This window comes from Lysobacter sp. HA35, from assembly GCF_054061195.1.
In genome coordinates this window covers 2,744,329-2,759,561 of sequence record NZ_JBSSDY010000001.1, presented here as the reverse complement: position 1 = coordinate 2,759,561, position 15,233 = coordinate 2,744,329, and the positions used below count along the sequence as shown (strand labels likewise).

General features: G+C 69.0%; 19 protein-coding genes. 6 read left to right on the top strand and 13 right to left on the bottom strand.

From position 1 onward, the window contains the following. From ACVWZN_RS13410 to fabG, 3 genes are all read right to left on the bottom strand, one after another. Positions 1 to 444, bottom strand: a complete 444-nt coding sequence (locus ACVWZN_RS13410; protein ID WP_027082287.1) for a hypothetical protein — start codon at positions 442 to 444, stop codon at positions 1 to 3. A gap of 58 nt (positions 445 to 502) precedes the next feature. Then, a complete protein-coding gene (locus ACVWZN_RS13405) occupies positions 503 to 1,096 on the bottom strand; it encodes a hypothetical protein (protein ID WP_456954254.1) in 594 nt (197 codons plus the stop codon). 124 nt (positions 1,097 to 1,220) lie between these two features. Next, positions 1,221 to 1,946 (bottom strand): 3-oxoacyl-ACP reductase FabG, encoded by a 726-nt coding sequence (gene fabG, locus ACVWZN_RS13400; protein ID WP_456954253.1) that lies wholly within the window; start codon positions 1,944 to 1,946, stop codon positions 1,221 to 1,223. Positions 1,947 to 2,095: 149 nt separating this feature from the next. Between fabG and ACVWZN_RS13395 the strand changes: the two genes are divergently transcribed. Further along, positions 2,096 to 3,031 carry a GAF domain-containing protein gene (locus ACVWZN_RS13395; protein WP_456954252.1) on the top strand — a complete coding sequence of 312 codons (936 nt, stop codon included), beginning with the start codon at positions 2,096 to 2,098 and terminating at the stop codon, positions 3,029 to 3,031. A 14-nt stretch (positions 3,032 to 3,045) separates the two neighbouring features. On the opposite strand, the gene ACVWZN_RS13390 is transcribed toward ACVWZN_RS13395, so the two are convergent. The 8 genes from ACVWZN_RS13390 to ACVWZN_RS13355 are packed head-to-tail and all read right to left on the bottom strand — an operon-like array spanning position 3,046 to position 9,402. Then, a complete protein-coding gene (locus ACVWZN_RS13390; protein ID WP_456954251.1) occupies positions 3,046 to 3,489 on the bottom strand; it encodes a phosphotransferase in 444 nt (147 codons plus the stop codon). Further along, the gene (locus tag ACVWZN_RS13385; RefSeq protein WP_456954250.1) at positions 3,486 to 5,840 is read right to left on the bottom strand and encodes an MMPL family transporter; all 2,355 of its coding nucleotides are present in this window, start codon (positions 5,838 to 5,840) and stop codon (positions 3,486 to 3,488) included. Before ACVWZN_RS13385 ends, ACVWZN_RS13390 begins: the two co-directional genes overlap by 4 nt. After that, on the bottom strand, positions 5,837 to 6,478 hold the full coding sequence (locus tag ACVWZN_RS13380; protein WP_456954249.1) for a LolA-related protein: 642 nt from the start codon (positions 6,476 to 6,478) through the stop codon (positions 5,837 to 5,839). The genes ACVWZN_RS13385 and ACVWZN_RS13380 overlap by 4 nt, the downstream gene beginning before the upstream one ends. Next, positions 6,405 to 7,379 (bottom strand): LpxL/LpxP family acyltransferase, encoded by a 975-nt coding sequence (locus tag ACVWZN_RS13375; protein ID WP_456954248.1) that lies wholly within the window; start codon positions 7,377 to 7,379, stop codon positions 6,405 to 6,407. Before ACVWZN_RS13375 ends, ACVWZN_RS13380 begins: the two co-directional genes overlap by 74 nt. Then, complete coding sequence (locus ACVWZN_RS13370; protein ID WP_456954247.1) at positions 7,376 to 7,663, bottom strand: hypothetical protein; 288 nt, start codon at positions 7,661 to 7,663, stop codon at positions 7,376 to 7,378. The genes ACVWZN_RS13375 and ACVWZN_RS13370 overlap by 4 nt, the downstream gene beginning before the upstream one ends. Before the next feature lie 3 nt (positions 7,664 to 7,666). Further along, the gene (locus tag ACVWZN_RS13365) at positions 7,667 to 8,437 is read right to left on the bottom strand and encodes a lysophospholipid acyltransferase family protein (RefSeq protein WP_456954246.1); all 771 of its coding nucleotides are present in this window, start codon (positions 8,435 to 8,437) and stop codon (positions 7,667 to 7,669) included. Positions 8,438 to 8,444: 7 nt separating this feature from the next. After that, a complete protein-coding gene (locus ACVWZN_RS13360) occupies positions 8,445 to 9,134 on the bottom strand; it encodes a ketosynthase (protein WP_456954245.1) in 690 nt (229 codons plus the stop codon). Between the two features lies 1 nt (position 9,135). After that, positions 9,136 to 9,402, bottom strand: coding sequence for a phosphopantetheine-binding protein (locus ACVWZN_RS13355; protein ID WP_027082297.1), 267 nt, complete (start codon positions 9,400 to 9,402; stop codon positions 9,136 to 9,138). A gap of 204 nt (positions 9,403 to 9,606) precedes the next feature. Between ACVWZN_RS13355 and ACVWZN_RS13350 the strand changes: the two genes are divergently transcribed. Genes ACVWZN_RS13350 through ACVWZN_RS13340 form a run of 3 tightly spaced genes read left to right on the top strand, consistent with a single transcriptional unit; the run spans position 9,607 to position 12,092 of the window. Beyond that, on the top strand, positions 9,607 to 10,854 hold the full coding sequence (locus ACVWZN_RS13350; RefSeq protein ID WP_456954244.1) for an NAD(P)/FAD-dependent oxidoreductase: 1,248 nt from the start codon (positions 9,607 to 9,609) through the stop codon (positions 10,852 to 10,854). Next, a complete protein-coding gene (locus ACVWZN_RS13345) occupies positions 10,851 to 11,834 on the top strand; it encodes a chorismate transformation enzyme, FkbO/Hyg5 family (RefSeq protein ID WP_456954243.1) in 984 nt (327 codons plus the stop codon). Before ACVWZN_RS13350 ends, ACVWZN_RS13345 begins: the two co-directional genes overlap by 4 nt. A gap of 9 nt (positions 11,835 to 11,843) precedes the next feature. Continuing rightward, positions 11,844 to 12,092, top strand: a complete 249-nt coding sequence (locus ACVWZN_RS13340; RefSeq protein ID WP_036141589.1) for a hypothetical protein — start codon at positions 11,844 to 11,846, stop codon at positions 12,090 to 12,092. Between the two features lies 1 nt (position 12,093). Here the strand turns inward: ACVWZN_RS13340 and ACVWZN_RS13335 are convergent, their stop codons facing one another. Together ACVWZN_RS13335 and ACVWZN_RS13330 are read right to left on the bottom strand one after the other, a co-directional pair. Continuing rightward, positions 12,094 to 13,656: an ATP-binding cassette domain-containing protein gene (locus ACVWZN_RS13335; protein ID WP_456954242.1), complete on the bottom strand. Its 1,563-nt coding sequence runs from the start codon at positions 13,654 to 13,656 to the stop codon at positions 12,094 to 12,096. Beyond that, entirely contained in the window at positions 13,653 to 14,483 is an 831-nt protein-coding gene (locus ACVWZN_RS13330; protein WP_456954241.1) for an ABC transporter permease, read from the bottom strand. The genes ACVWZN_RS13335 and ACVWZN_RS13330 overlap by 4 nt, the downstream gene beginning before the upstream one ends. A 114-nt stretch (positions 14,484 to 14,597) precedes the next feature. Here ACVWZN_RS13330 and ACVWZN_RS13325 point away from each other — a divergent pair, with 114 nt between their 5' ends. Both ACVWZN_RS13325 and ACVWZN_RS13320 read left to right on the top strand, forming a co-directional pair. Next, positions 14,598 to 15,035, top strand: a complete 438-nt coding sequence (locus tag ACVWZN_RS13325; RefSeq protein ID WP_456954240.1) for an RrF2 family transcriptional regulator — start codon at positions 14,598 to 14,600, stop codon at positions 15,033 to 15,035. Further along, positions 15,032 to 15,223 carry a YezD family protein gene (locus ACVWZN_RS13320; protein ID WP_036141596.1) on the top strand — a complete coding sequence of 64 codons (192 nt, stop codon included), beginning with the start codon at positions 15,032 to 15,034 and terminating at the stop codon, positions 15,221 to 15,223. Before ACVWZN_RS13325 ends, ACVWZN_RS13320 begins: the two co-directional genes overlap by 4 nt. Positions 15,224 to 15,233 lie beyond the last annotated feature (10 nt).

Sequence of the window (15,233 nt, the reverse complement as noted above, 5' to 3'; positions counted from 1 at the left end):
TCAGCCGCCCGGTGCGTCCGGTATGTAGATCGCGATCGCGTGGGCCAGTTCCTTCGGCGGGCTGATGCCGAAGCTCACGCCGCCGCTCGAGAAGCCGCCGCCGCCGTGGTAGCTGCCACCGCCGACGCCGACACCCACACCGCTGTTCGACGGGATCTGGCCGCGGTCCTGCAGCAGCACGCCGTTCGCGCCGAGCTTCGCCGCTTCGGTGCGCAACTTGAGCATCAGGCTGTCGCTGCGCGCCTGCGCGCCGTAGCTGAACTCGCCACTGCTCGCATCGAGCAGCGCGATTTCGACGTAGTGCGAGGCGGGCGGCTGCACGTAGACGCGCACCTGCTCCACCGCGATCGGCGGGCGCGGGTCGGAAATCATCACGTGCGATGCGCTCGCGCAGGCGGTCAGCGCCAGGGCGAGCAGTGCGGGGATCAGCGGGCGCAGGGTCATGGCAGCCTCCGTCGGTTCAAGCCATCTTGCCCCGGATCGATGAACCGTACGTGCATCGTCAGTCCATCGCCGGCGCGGAGGTGGCGACCGCGCTGCCCACCGGCGCATCGAAGTTGGTCTTGATGTACGACGCCACCATGTCCGCAAGCCTCGCCAGCATCAGCTTGTCGGCCGCGCCCAGGCTGTAGCCGGCGAAGATCGAATTGGCGTGCTGCAGGAACTGCGGCTCGGCGATGACCTCGCCGGTGGTCTTGTCGATCAGGTGCAGCGTGACCAGCGCCCAGGATTTGCCGGCAAATCCGCCGAACAGCACGCGCTTGCCGCCGGTGATGAAGCGGATGTCGCTCACCTCGGGATGGATCACCAGTGTGCGCACCTCGGCGTCCGGCGGTAGCGCATTGCGTGCGTCGATCAGCTTGGGCACGCGCTCGCCGAGGTCGACCTGCAGGTATTGCGCCGCGATGACGTTGCCGCGGTGCGCCTCCAGACCTGGTGCCAGCGTCACGGGCTGCAGCTCGAAGTGGTCGAAGGTCGACAGCGCGACCGTCGGCGGCGGATTGCGCGCCGCGGGATCGATCGTCGGCTCGCCGGCAACCACAGGGCCGGCAAGGCAGAGCGCGAGCAGCGCGGCGGACGCAAGTCGACGAAGCATCGGGAAGCTCCGGCCGTCGAGATGCGGCCCGGGCAGTCGGTGTAGCAGCGGCGGTGACATCGCCGCGTCGACGCAGGCGCGCGGCGCGGGCGATCGCTCAGCTTCGTCGTCGACGCGTGAGGCGTTATGCCATGCCGCCGTTGACGCCGATCACCTGCCCGGTCACGTAGCCCGCGTCGTCGCTGCACAGAAACCCGACGACCGCCGCGACTTCCTCGGGCCGGCCCGCCCGCGCCGCAGGCACGATCTGCTTGATCGTCTCGGCCGGGAACGCGTCCTTCGCCATCGAGCCCTCAATCACGCCCGGCGCGACCACGTTCACCGTGATCCCGCGGCTCGCCATCTCGCGCGCCAGTGATTTCGACGCGCCGTGCAGCGCCGCCTTGGCCGCGGCGTAGTTGGTCTGCCCGCGATTGCCGGTCACCGCCGCCACCGAGGAGATGCTGACGATGCGGCCCCAACGCCCGCGCGCCATCGGCAGCAGCAGCGGCTGCGTCACGTTGTAGAAACCGTGCAGCGAGACGTCGATGACGCGCGTCCACTGCTCGCGACCCATGCCCGCCAGCGGCGCGTCGTCGTGGATGCCGGCGTTGTTGACGACGATCTGCACCGCGCCGGCTTCGAGGATGCGCGCGATCGCATCGCCGCTCGCGTCGCCATCGGCGACGTCGAACGCGATCGCCTCGGCCGAGCCACCGCTCGCATGGATCGCATCGACCACCGACTGCGCGCGCTCCAGCCCGCGGTTCGCATTCACGATGACGTGCGCGCCCTGCGACGCGAGCCGAAGCGCGATCGCGCCGCCGAGATCGCCGCTGCCGCCGGTGACGAGTGCGCGTCGAAGGGTCATCTGCGAAATCCCTGTGAATTCCGCGGCATTGTGGCGCAGGGCGTGGCGGCCGTCGCGGTTCGCGAATCCGGTACGCGATCTGGGGGTTTTCGCCCATTGCGCCTGCACGCGGGTTTTCGACAATGGGCTACGCGCCGCGGAGACCTGCAATGCCCGAACGCCAGCGCCAGCGCGATCTCGACACCTACCGCATCGTCGACTCGTTGCCGGAAGCCGCGTACGACGACATCGTGCGCCTGGCCGCGCGCCTGTGCGATGCGCCGGTGGCGACGATGTCGCTGATCGATCGCGACCGCCAATGGTTCAAGTCGCGCCTCGGCATCGAGTCCAGCGAAACCTCGCGCGACGTCGCGTTCTGCGACCAGGCGATCCGCGAACCGCAGGTGCTGCTCGAAGTTCCCGATGCGAGCACTGACCTGCGTTTCTCCGACCATCCGGACGTCACCGGCGGACTCGGCATTCGCTTCTATGCGGGCATGCCGCTGGTTACGCCGAACGGCACCGCGGTCGGCACGGTGTGCGTGATCGACCACAAGCCGCGCCATCTCGATTCGTCGCAGCGCGAAGCACTCGCTGCGCTGGCGCGCATCACCATGAACCTGCTCGAATCGCGCCGGCAGCTGCTGGATGCTCAGCGCGCGTCGGCGTTGCAGGCCGCGGTCGAAACGGCGCCGTCGAAGTCGGGTTATTCCGTCGCCATCGTTGAACTGCAGGGTTATGCACGCACGGTCGCACAGCGCGGGCATCGCGCAGTCGAGCAGGCGCTGCAGCAGTGCGGCACGGCGCTCGAACGACTGTTGGAACCGGGCGAAGCGCTCAATCGCGTGAGCGGTGCGCCGGAGCTGGTGCTGACACTCAATGGCGAGGTCGCACCCGAACGGCTGCAGGCCATCGAGCGCGTCGGCAATTCATCGGCCGCGATCCTCGGCACCGAAGCAATCGCCGCCGCAGCGGCCAGTACCTCGCCGACGGAAAATGCGTTGTCCGTGTTCCAGCGCGCGGACGAGGAACTCAGTCGTCGCAAGTCCCAGCGCGTCGACATGCAGAACGCCGCATCGCGTCTTGCGGCGCGCATGTGGCACTGACCGCCGCCCGTCGTTTACATCGACGGGTGAATCACCGCCGCGCGACCTTCGGCGATGACGTCGCCGGCATGGCGGATCACGAACGCGTACTGCGCGCCGGTGTCGCTTTCCATTAGCACTTCGGCTTCGCCTTCGAGCGAACCATCGAGATCGTCGATTCGATCGCGATGCAGCACCACGCCGCGCAACGCGACCAGCAGGCCCGGGCGTGGCGCACCGCCCATCGCGTGCACGCGCAGCCCGCCATGCACCGCCATGGCCTGCGCGCCGTATTCGCAGAGATGCACGGCGCCGAGACGACCGCGATGGCGCAGCGGATGCGCGGCGTCGCCATGATCGAAGGCCTGCACGCGGATGCTGCGTTCGTCCGCCGCGACCACGCGCTGCCAGAGGCACATGCGGCCCTGGTGCGGCACGAGTCGCGCGATCGCGTCGCGGCTGTCGGGTAATGCGGTCATGCGATCTGTTCGGTCGGCACGCTGTCGTGCCGCACGATCAGCAGCGCGAACACGAAGTTCGCGGCGACACCGATCGCGACCGGCAGGCCGATCGCGCGCAACACGGGAATCGTCGACAGGCCGAGCAGCAGGAACACCAGCAGCGTGGTCAGCGAGCAGACGATGATCGCGTGCAGCGCGCGCACCTGCTCCTCGTAGTCGTCGCCGGCGTGGTCGAAGAACAGTGCGTAGTCCAGGCCCAGACCTGCCGCGAGGATCAGCGCGACCAGATGGAACAGGTTGAGCTCGACGCCGGTGAGGCGCAGCACCGCGAGGATCAGCAGCGTGGTCAGCGCCATCGGTGCGAGCACGCGCAGCACGCGACGCGGCGAGCGTAGTGCGATGAAGACGGTGACGATCAGCAGCACACCGGCGAGCGCGAGCGCCCACAGCACACGGCCGCGATACGCGGCGACCAGCGATTCCGACGCGTCCTTGAGATCCATCAGCTGCGCGCCGGTGCCGCGCAGTGCGGTGGCGACGACGGCTGGATCGGTAAGCCCGGTGAGCGTGACCAATGCGGTCGCACGATCCGCGCGTTGCAGCAGCAGGCCTTCGACGCCACTCGCCAGCGGCGTGCCGGCGAGATCACGCGGTGTCAGTGGCGCCGCGGTGCGTGCGGTGTCGACATCGGCGACGAAGCCTTCGAACGCATCCGGCAGGAATGGCGTCGCTTCGACTGCGGTGCCGAGATCGCGACGCAATGTCGCGTCGTCCGGCAAACGCTGCTGACGCTGACGCTGCGTCGCCGCGCTGGGCATGTAGCGCGCGGCGAGGTCGTAGCCGGCGATCGTGTGCTCGGCGCGCAGTCGATCCAGCACCGGCATCAGGCGCTCGCTCTGCTGCAGCACGGATTCGACGTCGCGGCCCTGCAGCGTGACCAGATAACGCACGTCGGGTGCGCCGAGTTCGCCGCGCAGCTGCGAATCCTGCTGCAGCGACGCGGCCGGCACCGGCGTCAGGCGCGACAGGTCGTTTTCCCAGAAGGGGCCGGGCGCGAACGCCATGCCGGCAAGCGCGAGCGCGGCGATCACCAGCCCCGACACGACACCGAGGCGCGGCCAGCGTTCGATGTGTGCCCACCACGAACGCAGGCGACGCGACTGCGCGACGTCGCGCGGTGCGGGATCGATCAGGCCGGGCAGCAGGAAGCGCGCGGCCAGCGCGGCGCTGCCGAGCCCGACCACGGTGAACACCGCGAGCTGGCGCAGGCCGTCGACGCCCGACACCAGGAACGTCATATACGCGATGCAGGTGGACGCGACGCCGGTGCCCAGCGTCGGCCACAACGCCTTGGCGCTTGCCCACGGCGACAGCCCGGGCCGCTGGTGGCTGAAGAGATGGATCGGATAGTCCTGCGCGACGCCGATCAGCGTGAACCCGAACGCGACCGTGATGCCGTGCACGCCGTCGAAGCAGAACGCGACCGCGGCGAGACCCGTGAGGCCCGCCGTCGCGAGTGGCAAGCCGCCGAGCAGCGGCGCCTTCCATGAGCGATACGCGATCCACAACAGCAGCACGAAGCAGATCGAATCGACGGTGCCGATCAGGCTGGCCTCGCGCTGCGTGCGCCCGGCGACTTCCACCGCGAACGCGCCCGGGCCGGTGAGCACCAGATGCGTCGGCGACTTCGCATGCACCGCATCGAACGCCGCACGGATGTCACCGACCGCGGCTTCCTGCCCCTTCGGATCGAACCCCGCGGCGGTGGTCTGCACGGCGAGCAGTGCGCGCCTGCCGTCGCGGCTCATCCACACGCCGTCGACCTTCTGCGGCGACGCGGCCGGCTGCCAGCGTTCGGCGAGCTTGAGCATCTCCAGCGTCGGATCGCGCTCGATGATCGGTTCGATCATCGATGCCATCGGCGAACCGAGATCGGCGACGCGCTGCTGCAGTTCGTCGGACAGTGCGGCCGCGCCCAGGCCGCCGGTCGACGGCTCGTCCGACAGCAGGTATCGATACGGACGCAGGCGTTCGGGAATCGCCGAAAGATCGGCATCACCGTTGGCGACGAGTGCGATGCCCTTGGTCGCGCGCAGCTTCGCGGCAAGTGCGCGCGACTGTGCGACGCGTTGTTCGGGCGTGCCACCGTCGATCGCAAGCAGAAGCAGTCGCGAGCCCGGGCCTTCGCCGAGCTCGTCGATCAAGAGGTGCTGCGCCGGCGTTTGCGGCGCCGGCATGAACTTGCGCAGGTCGCCGCCCAGATCGAGCGTGCGGCTTGCGGCCCAGCCCAGCAGGCCGAGCAGCGCGAGCCAGACGAAGGCGAGTACGAGACGAAGTGCGGGCGTGAGCGTGCGCGGTTCGTGGCTCATCGCACGGGCGTGCCGCGGCACAGCATCGCGAGCGATGCGGCATCGGCCACGTTCGATGCCGACTGCGCCGCCCCGGCGAGCAGCGTGCGCTGCAGGTCGCCCTTGCTCGGCTGCGTCTCGATGCAGCGCAGTTCGGAGCCGCGACCGTATAACGCGATGTCGCGCACGTAGGCGGCCATGCGCGCGTCCTTCGGCGACAGGTGCAGCGTCCACTGCTCGCGAGTGCCGTTGCTCGTGAGGTTGAACGCGCGTTCGAGCTGCGCGCGATCACCGCTGAGCAGCGCGCCGAAGCTCGACTGCAGGCCCGCGAGCTGCGGCGCGCGATCCAGCGAATAGGTATGCGAGGACGTGCCGCGCTTGATCGTCACGCTGCCGGCGCGGATGGTCGACGTCTCGGCGTACGGCGCGCGCACGTCGCGCACCAGCGTGTCGTCGGTCGGCCTCGCGTATTCGCCTTCGATGCGGAGCGGCGCCTTGAGAAGTCGCGAGCCGCGCAGTTCGAGGAACTGCGTGCGCATTGGCGCCGGTCGCGCCAGCTTCGACAGGATCCAGCCGGTATCGATCTCAGGCGAGGCGGCGTGGAGCGTCGGCGTCGCCAGGGCCAGCAGCAGGAGCGGAAGCAGGGAGCGTCGCGGCATGGTCGGTCTCGCGCCAGAAGTCGAAGAAGTTGAACCAGTTGTACGGCGACTGCTTGGCCGTCGCCTCGAGCGCGGTGGCATAGCGGCGCACGCAGTCGTCGATGACCGCGCGGCGGTTATGCCGGTCGGCGACCAGACCGTCGCTGAACATGGTGAAGTCGAGGTCGTAGCGGTTGCCGCCGCGGTACAGGCCGAAGGCGACGCAGACGGGCAGGCGTAGCATGGCCGCGATCATCCACGGCGCAGTCGGCATCGGCGCGATGCCGTCGAGGAAGGGCACGTCGACGGTGGCTTCGCCGGGGCGCGCGCGGTCGACCAGCATGGCGACGATCGCGCCCGCGTCGGTGGCTTCCTTGATCGCGAGCACGATCGACGGCCCGTCCATGCCGGCGTCGATGATGTTCGCGGCGAGTTCCGGGTTCAGCGCATCGAGCAGCGCCTGCATCGCGGCGTTGTGCTGCTTGTGCAGAACTACGCGGATCTTGGTCTGCGGGCGGCGCATGCCGAGCACGCGCATCGCATCGAAACTGCCGAGGTGCGAGCCGACCAGCAGTACGCCCTGCCCGCGATCGAGAGGTGCATGCAGCTCGTCGAGACCCGTCGTGCGGATGTCGAAGCGATCGAGTTCGCCGCTCAGCAGGAATACGCGATCGAGGATGGTCGCAGCGAAGGTGTGGATGTGGCGCGCGCTGTCGATCAGCGTTGCCGGCCGGCCGAGTGCGCGCGTCAGGAAACGCTTCGACTGTTCGCGCTCGTAGCCGCGACGCAGCAGGAAATACAGCGTGATCGGATACAGCAGGACGCGCGCGACGCCGCGTCCGCCATAACGCCCGATGTTGCGGATGAGCCACAGGCCGAACCAGTTGCCACCAGGACGGCGCTTCGCCCAGGCGTCGTTCACGGCGCGTCTCCGTCGACGACGTCGCCGCTCGCAAGCAGCGTCGCATCGCGCATCACGCGGAACTTCCAGCGCGGCGCGGCGCCGTCGAGTTCGATGCGCGCGTGTTCACCCGGACGCAGCGGTTCGAGGAACTTCACTTGCGGCAGGCGCAGTCGCGCGAGCGGGCCGTGCGCGGCTTCGATCGCTTCGACGACGTGATCGAGCAGAACCACGCCGGGCACGATCGGATTGCCCGGAAAATGCCCAGGCAGGCTCGGATGCGTGACGTCGACGACGAAGTCCATCGCTCAATCCTGCGCCATCAGCGCGAGGATCGCCTGACGCGCGCGGTCGGCGAGATGCTGGCGCGCGTCGCCGCCCTTGCCTTCGGGCAGCAGCGGCGTGCCGATGCGCAGGCGGATCGTGCCGGGCCGCACGCGGAAACCGTTAGGCGGCAGGATCGCGCCGCTTCCCGTCATCGCGACCGGGATCACCGGCACGCCGGTCGCCAGCGCGACCTGGAACGCGCCGGCCTTGAACTCACCGACGCGGCCGTTCTTGGTGCGCGTGCCTTCCGGAAAGATGCACAGCACGTGGCCGGCCTTCACGATATCGGACGCCGCGCGCAGGCTCTTGACCATGGACGCGCGGTTGCCGTCGCGTTCGATGAAGCACATGCCCATCGACTTCGCATAGCGGCCTACGAACGGCACGCGCGTCATTTCCTGCTTGAGCATGAAGCGCAGCGGCACCGGCACCGCGCGGAACAGCGCACAGATGTCGATCACCGATTCGTGCGTCGCCACCAGCACGCAGGGTTTCGACCAGTCGACGTTCTCCACGCCGCGTACGTCCACCCGCGCGCCCGCGCCGCGGATCAGCACCGGCGCCCACATCCATGCGGCCATGCGTAGCGGAATGCGCGTGCTGCGCGTGATCGCGCGCACGGTCAGCGCGACCGTGATGCCCGCCGCCGTCCACGCAAGCGTGAAAGCGAACTGCAATGCATTGAACGCGAGCCACGCCGCGCGCAGCGGCAGGGGTTCATTGAAAGAAATGGATTCGGTCGAGGCGGACATGAGTCGGTCAGCGCATCACGTCGCGCCAGAAGGCGGGACCGAGTGCAGTCAGGCGGCGGATGAATTCGGAAAGGGATTTGTACGGACGATCGGGAAACAGGCGCATGCGCACGACGTATTCCACCGCCATCAACAGGCCGGCGACGCCGTAGTCGAGCAGGTTGGCGAACCACGACCACACGATCTGCGGCACCGTCACGACGGGCGCATAACCAAGCCGCACGAGCAGCCCGTCCGGCACCGCGATGATGCCGAGCACGCAGTTCGCCAGACCGATACACACCAGCACGATCGCCCACAGCCGCGTGAGGTTGCGCGTGTAGCGCTTGAGCGGCGGCGCGAGGTCGGCGGGCGTGCAGTCTTCCAGGCCAGCCACGATCCGGCTGATCAGCGGCGTGCGTCCGGCGCGAAGCGTGCGCGCGAAGAACCACGCGACCAGCCACGGGAACACCACGGGCGGCAGCAGCAGCGCGACCGGCAGCGGCACCGACTTCTGCGCGAACCACAGCAGCACTGCCGACAGCGCGACCGTCGCCCACGCCCACGCGCGACGCTGGCCGAGCGGGACGACCAGAACGATCAGGACGATGTCGAGAAGCGCGAGGGCGGCGAGGCGCGGGTCGTGCGCCGCGCTCGCGGCGTGCGCGAGCAGCGGGTACGCCGCGCTGAGCAGCAGGCGCGCGAGCGCCATGTTCATGTCAGGCGGTGCGGTTGGCCTGGACGTGCTCGCTGAGCGCGTGCAGCGAGCCGAAGATGCGGCGGTTCTCGTCGCTGTCGCTGCGCAGCTGGAAGCCGTAGCGCTTGCTGATCGCCAGCGCGAGTTCCAGCGCGTCGATCGAATCGAGGCCGAGGCCGTCGCCGAACAGCGGCGCCGCGGGATCGATGTCGGCGGCGTTCACGCCTTCGAGGTTGAGGCTCTGGACGAGAAGCTCGGCCAGTTCGGTTTCGGCGGCGGTCTGGGACATCGGGTCTTCCGTCAATTCAGGGATGCCACCATCCGCCGGCCGCTACGGGACCGCAAGCCGTGAACGGTTCAGGCCCGTCCGGCGCGGCGCGCCCGGTATCATCGGCAGGATGAGTGAAGTGCGAAATTCTGCCACCGATGCCCCGGAGGCGTGTGATGTGCTGGTGTGGTCGGCGGCGGTCCGGCGGGCAGCACGGTAGCGACGATGCTGGCGCGGGCCGGGTGGTCCGTGGTGATGCTGGAAAAGGCGGTGCATCCGCGTTTCCACATCGGCGAGTCGTTGCTGCCGATGAATATGCCGATCCTCGAACGCCTCGGCGTGCTGGAGAAAGTGCGCGAAATCGGTGTGCTCAAGCGCGGCGCCGACTTCCCCACCGACGGCGGCCGCTACAACGTCTTCCATTTCGACCACGCGCTGCGTGGAAGCAGCGACTTCGCCTTCCAGGTCAAGCGCGAGGAGTTCGACCACCTGCTGTTCCAGCATGCACGCGATGCCGGCGTCGATGCGCGCGAAAACACGAAGGTTGGCAAGGTCGAGTTCGATGCCGACGGCCGCCCGTCGCGCGTGAATGCGATCGGCCCGGACGGCGCGTACGCGCTGCGTCCTCGCATGCTGATCGACGCGACCGGCCGCGACACGCTGATCGGCGGCGCGCTCAAGCTCAAGAAGCGCAACGACCGCCACCAGTCGGCCGCGGTGTTCAGCCACTACCGCGGCGTCGCGCGTCGCGAAGGCGAGGACGCCGGCAACATCACCGTCTACCGCCACGCGCACGGCTGGATGTGGTTCATCCCGCTGCGTGACGACGTCATGAGCATCGGCGCGGTGTGTTCGCCCGATTATCTGAAGGAACGAGGCGGCGACAGCGAGGCGTTCCTGATGCGCACCATCATGTCCGTGCCGGAAGCGGCCGCGCGCATGGTCGGCGTCGAACGTTGCGCACCGGTGCACGCCACCGGCAACTACGCCTACGAATGCACGCGCATGCACGGCCCGGGCTGGTTGATGGTTGGCGACGCGTATGCCTTCGTCGACCCGATGTTCTCGTCGGGCGTCTACCTCGCCATGCACAGCGCCGAGCAGGGCGCGAAGGCCGTCGACGCGGTGCTGCGCGAGCCTGCGCGCGAAGCGTCCATCCTGCGCGCGCTGCAGAAGGAATTCGACGGCGGCATCGACGAGTTCAAGTGGTTCATCTACCGCTTCACCTCGCCGACCATGAAGCACCTGTTCGCGAATCCGCGCGATGTTTGGGGCGTGGAGCGCGCGGTGGTGTCCATGCTTGCCGGGGACGTGTTCCAGGCACGCGCCGTGATCTGGCGCCTGCGTGTGTTCCGCATCATCTATGCCTTGAATGCGCTCGGCATGCTGCGCACCGCGGTACGCGACTGGTTCGCGCGTCGTCGGCATGCACGCACCGGTTTCGATGGCGACACGCTGCAGGACGCGCCATGACCCTGCCGTTGTCGACCTGCGCGCCGGCGCTGTCGGTCGCGTATTCGAACGAATCGCTGGACGTTCTGCTCGCGTCGCCGGACGTGCTTGCGGTCGTGGCGTTCGGCGATGACGCACCGACGTCCGACGACCCGCGCCTGATCCGCGTCGCACTGGAGCCGCGCGAAGCCGCGCCGTTCGAAGTCTGGCGCAGCGGCGGCCGCGTCGCGCACGGGCGCATCGATGACCTGGCGTACGCGCACGACGGTGCGCTGCTGGTTGCCGCGATGGACGTGCCGGAAGTGGACGGCGACATCCGCGCTGCGGCCGAGCATGCGTACGCCGCACTGCGCACGCACACGGCGACGCTCGGCTATCCGCATCTGCTGCGCATCTGGAACTACCTTGACGACATCACCGTCGGCGAAGGAGACGAGGAGCGCTACAAGCATTTCTGTGTGGGTCGCGCCGAAGGTCTCGGCGAAGCGCTGTCGACCACGACCTTGCCGGCGGCCACCGCGATCGGCCGTGTGAATCCGAACGGTCGTCTGCAGGTCTACTGGCTGGCGTCGCGCGCGGCCGGCGTGCCGCTGGAAAACCCGCGACAGGTCAGCGCTTATCGCTACCCGCGCCAGTACGGCCCGCAGCCGCCGAGCTTCGCGCGCGCCATGCTGCCGCCCGCGCCGATGCCGTTGCTGCTGTCGGGCACCGCGTCGATCCGTGGACACGAATCGCTGCATCCGGACTGCCCGAATGCGCAGCTCGACGAGACGCTGGAAAACATCCGCGCGCTGATCGGCGTCGCGCGCACGCGTCGCCCGGATCTGGCCGCGCAACTCGGCGCATCGACGGTGCTGAAGGCCTACGTGCGCGAAGCCGACGAGATCGATGCGGTCGACGCCGCGCTCGCCGCGGCCGCGCCGGATGCACCGCGCGTGGTGCTGCATGCGCGCGTCTGCCGGCGCGAACTGCGCCTTGAAATCGACGGTTGCCACGGTTGAGGTGAAACGATGGGTCTGATCAGCCTTCTGTGGGGCATCGGCATGCTGCTCTGGATGCTGCTCGCGCTCATTCCGCTGCTCGGCGCGATGAACTGGCTGGTGATTCCATTCGCCGCGTTCGGCGCGATCCTCGGTGCGATCGCGTTCGCACTGACGCGACGCGAGCATCGCGGCCGCGCGAAGGCCGGGCTGGTGATCAACCTCGTCGTGATCGTGGTGGCGGTGATCCGCCTGCACCTCGGTTGGGGCGTGCTCTGATCTAGGCCGGGCGCGCGTCGAGCAGCGCCCGCGTGTGTGCATGTTGCGGCGACGCGAGTACATCGCGCGTCGCACCGATCTCGACGATGCGCCCCTGCTCCATCACCGCGATGCGTTCGGCCACGCGCGAGGCACCGGCGAGATCGTGGGTGATGAACAGCAACGACAGTCGACGCTCGCGCTTGAGGCGGTCGAGCAGGTTGAGGATGGACAGCCGGTGATGCGCGTCGAGCGCCGACACCGCTTCGTCGCACAGCAGTAGTGCCGGATTGTTCGCCAGCGCACGCGCGATCGCGATGCGCTGACGCTGCCCGCCGGAGAACTGGCGCGGATGGCGGTCGAGCATCGAGGCATCGAGGCCGACGTCGTGCAGCAGCGCCACGGCGTGTTCGCGCAAGGTCGGCGCATCGCGTTCGCCGAACAGCCGCAACGGCTCGGTCACCAGATCGACCACGCGCATGCGCGGGTCCAGCGATGCATACGGATCCTGGAAGACGACGCCGATCGCACGCCGCACCTCGCGCAGTTCGCGCGGCGACAGACGCAACAGATCGTGCGCGACGCCTTGGTGGTGCAGCCGCACTTCGCCACGCGCATTGCGCACGAGCCGCAGCAACGCGCGACCGAGCGAACTCTTGCCGCTGCCGCTCTCGCCGACCAGCGCCAGCGCTTCGCCACGATGCAGGACGAGGTCGACGCCATCCAGCGCATCGCGCGGCGCGCCGGGATAGCGCAGGCGCAGGTCGCGCGCCTCGAGCACGATGTCGGGCGAAGTCGCGTCCCCTACCGCATCGACATCGCCTGCCGTCTCGCTCGCGACGAGTTCGCGCGTATACGGATGCGTCGGCCATTCGAGCACGTCGCGTGCGGCACCGCTTTCGACGAGCTCACCTCGCTTAAGCACCAGCACGTGCTGCGCGTGAGCGGCGACCAGCGGCAGGTCGTGACTGACCAGCAACACCGCGAGGCCATCGTCGCGACGCAGGCTATCGAGCAGCCGCAGCACGTCGCGGGCGATGCGTGCATCGAGCGCCGACGTCGGTTCGTCGGCAACCAGCACGCGCGGACGCGTGGCCAGCGCCAACGCGATCGCGATGCGCTGGCGCTGCCCGCCGGAGAACTCGTGCGGATAGCGACGCGATGCGGCGTCGGGCTCCGGCACCTGCACGCGATCGAGCAATGCACGCGCTTCGATCGACGCATCGCGTGACGACAACCCACGCACCGCGCGCAAGGTCTCGACCAGCTGCGCGCCGACGCGCTTGAGTGGATGCAGCGACGCCAGCGGGTCCTGTGGCACCCAGGCAAGCCCATGCCCCGCGAGCGCGCGATGCGCCGTCGAATCAAGCGCGATGTCGCGACCGTCGAACGTCAGCGTGCCGCGCGCGTGCAGCCCATGCGGCAACAACGCGAGCAGCGACTGCACGGTGAGGCTCTTGCCGCTGCCGCTCTCGCCGACCAATGCCGTGCATTCGCCAGCGCGTAACTCCAATTGCGGCAACGCGAGCAGGCGACGCTCGCCCGCGCGCACGTCGAGGTCGCGCAAGGTGAGCAACGCAGTCACGCCGCCGCCTGCGGACGCGTGCGCACGTCGAGCCAATCGCGCAGGCCGTCGCCGAGCATCTGGAATGCGGCGAGCGTGGCGACGAGGAACGCGGCGGGAAACAGCAGCGTCCACGGTGCGCTGTCGAGTTCCTGCACGCCGTCGCTCAATAGCGAACCCCAGCTCGCGCCGGGTTCGTCGATGGAAAGGCCGAGAAAGCCGAGAAAACTTTCGACCAGGATCGCCTGCGGCAGGATCAGGCCGAGGTACACCATCGCCAGCGGCAACAGGTTCGGCACCACGTGCAGGCGCAGGCGCTGGCCAAAGGTCGCGCCCATCGCTTCGGAAGCGAGCACGAACGGTGCACTGCGAAGTCGCGCGGCCTCGCTGCGCATGACGCGTGCGAAGTCGATCCAGACATAACCGCCGATCGCGGCGAGCAGCAACGTCAGCGAACGGTCGAACAAGGTGAGCAGCAGGATCACGACCAGCAGGAACGGGATCGCGCTGAGCACGTCGAGCGCGCGCACCATCAGGCGTTCGACGCGCCCGCCCGCGAGGCCCGCGACCGCGCCGTAGGTCAGTCCGATGAACAGCGCGAGCACGCTCGACAGCACACCGATGCCGAGCGAGAGCCGGCCCCCCATCAGGGTGCGCGCGAGGACATCGCGGCCGATCGCATCGGTGCCGAGGCCATGCCCCGCGACGCCCGGCGCGACCGACAGCGCGTTCCAGTCGGGCGACTGTCCGTCGAACGGCAACAACCACGGGCCGACCGTGCAGACGAGGGCCAGCACGCCGAGGACGGCGAGGCTCGTCCGGGCGAGGGTCGGGAGCGGCGACTGCATGCGGTCATCGTAGCCGCGTGACGCCGACATGCCGACCCGGCATGAGGTGATGAGCAGGCGCCGTTTCCGCAGCGAGCGGCGCGCCGGGCAGATTTCCCACATGGTGAATGGGAAATGCTGACGATGAAGGCCAAGTACGCACTGCGCGCCCTGAGCGCGCTGGCGCAGGCCGACGGCGCGCGGCTGCAGGCGCGCACGCTGGCCGAGCGCAGCGGCACGCCGGAGAAATTCCTCGAGGCCATCCTCGTGGAGCTGCGCGACGCCGGCCTGGTCGACAGCCGCCGCGGCCCCACCGGCGGCCACGCGCTCGCGAAGCCCGCCGTGCGAATCATGCTCGGCGACGTCATCCGGGTGATCGACGGCCCGCTCGCGCCGGTGCGCTGCGCCAGCGTCACCGCCTACAAGGCCTGCCCCGAATGCCCGGACCCGGACACCTGCGGCCTGCGCGCCGTGATGCGCGAGGCCCGCGACGCGCTGTCGCGGGTGCTCGACGGCGTCAGCGTGCAGGCGCTCGCCAGCGGTGAACTGCTCGACGTGGAGACCCCCGCATGACCGCCACGCCGTTTCCGACGACGCCCCGCCGCGATCCACCGCGGCTCGCCATTCCCGTCACCGAAGCCGAGGAAGCCGTGCTCGCCGCACTGCGCGAGCTGCATTACGGCTCGGTCGAGGTCGTCGTCCACAGCGACCGCATCGTCCAGATCACGCGCAGCCAGAAAGTGCGCGTCGACGGACGCTGACCCGATACGC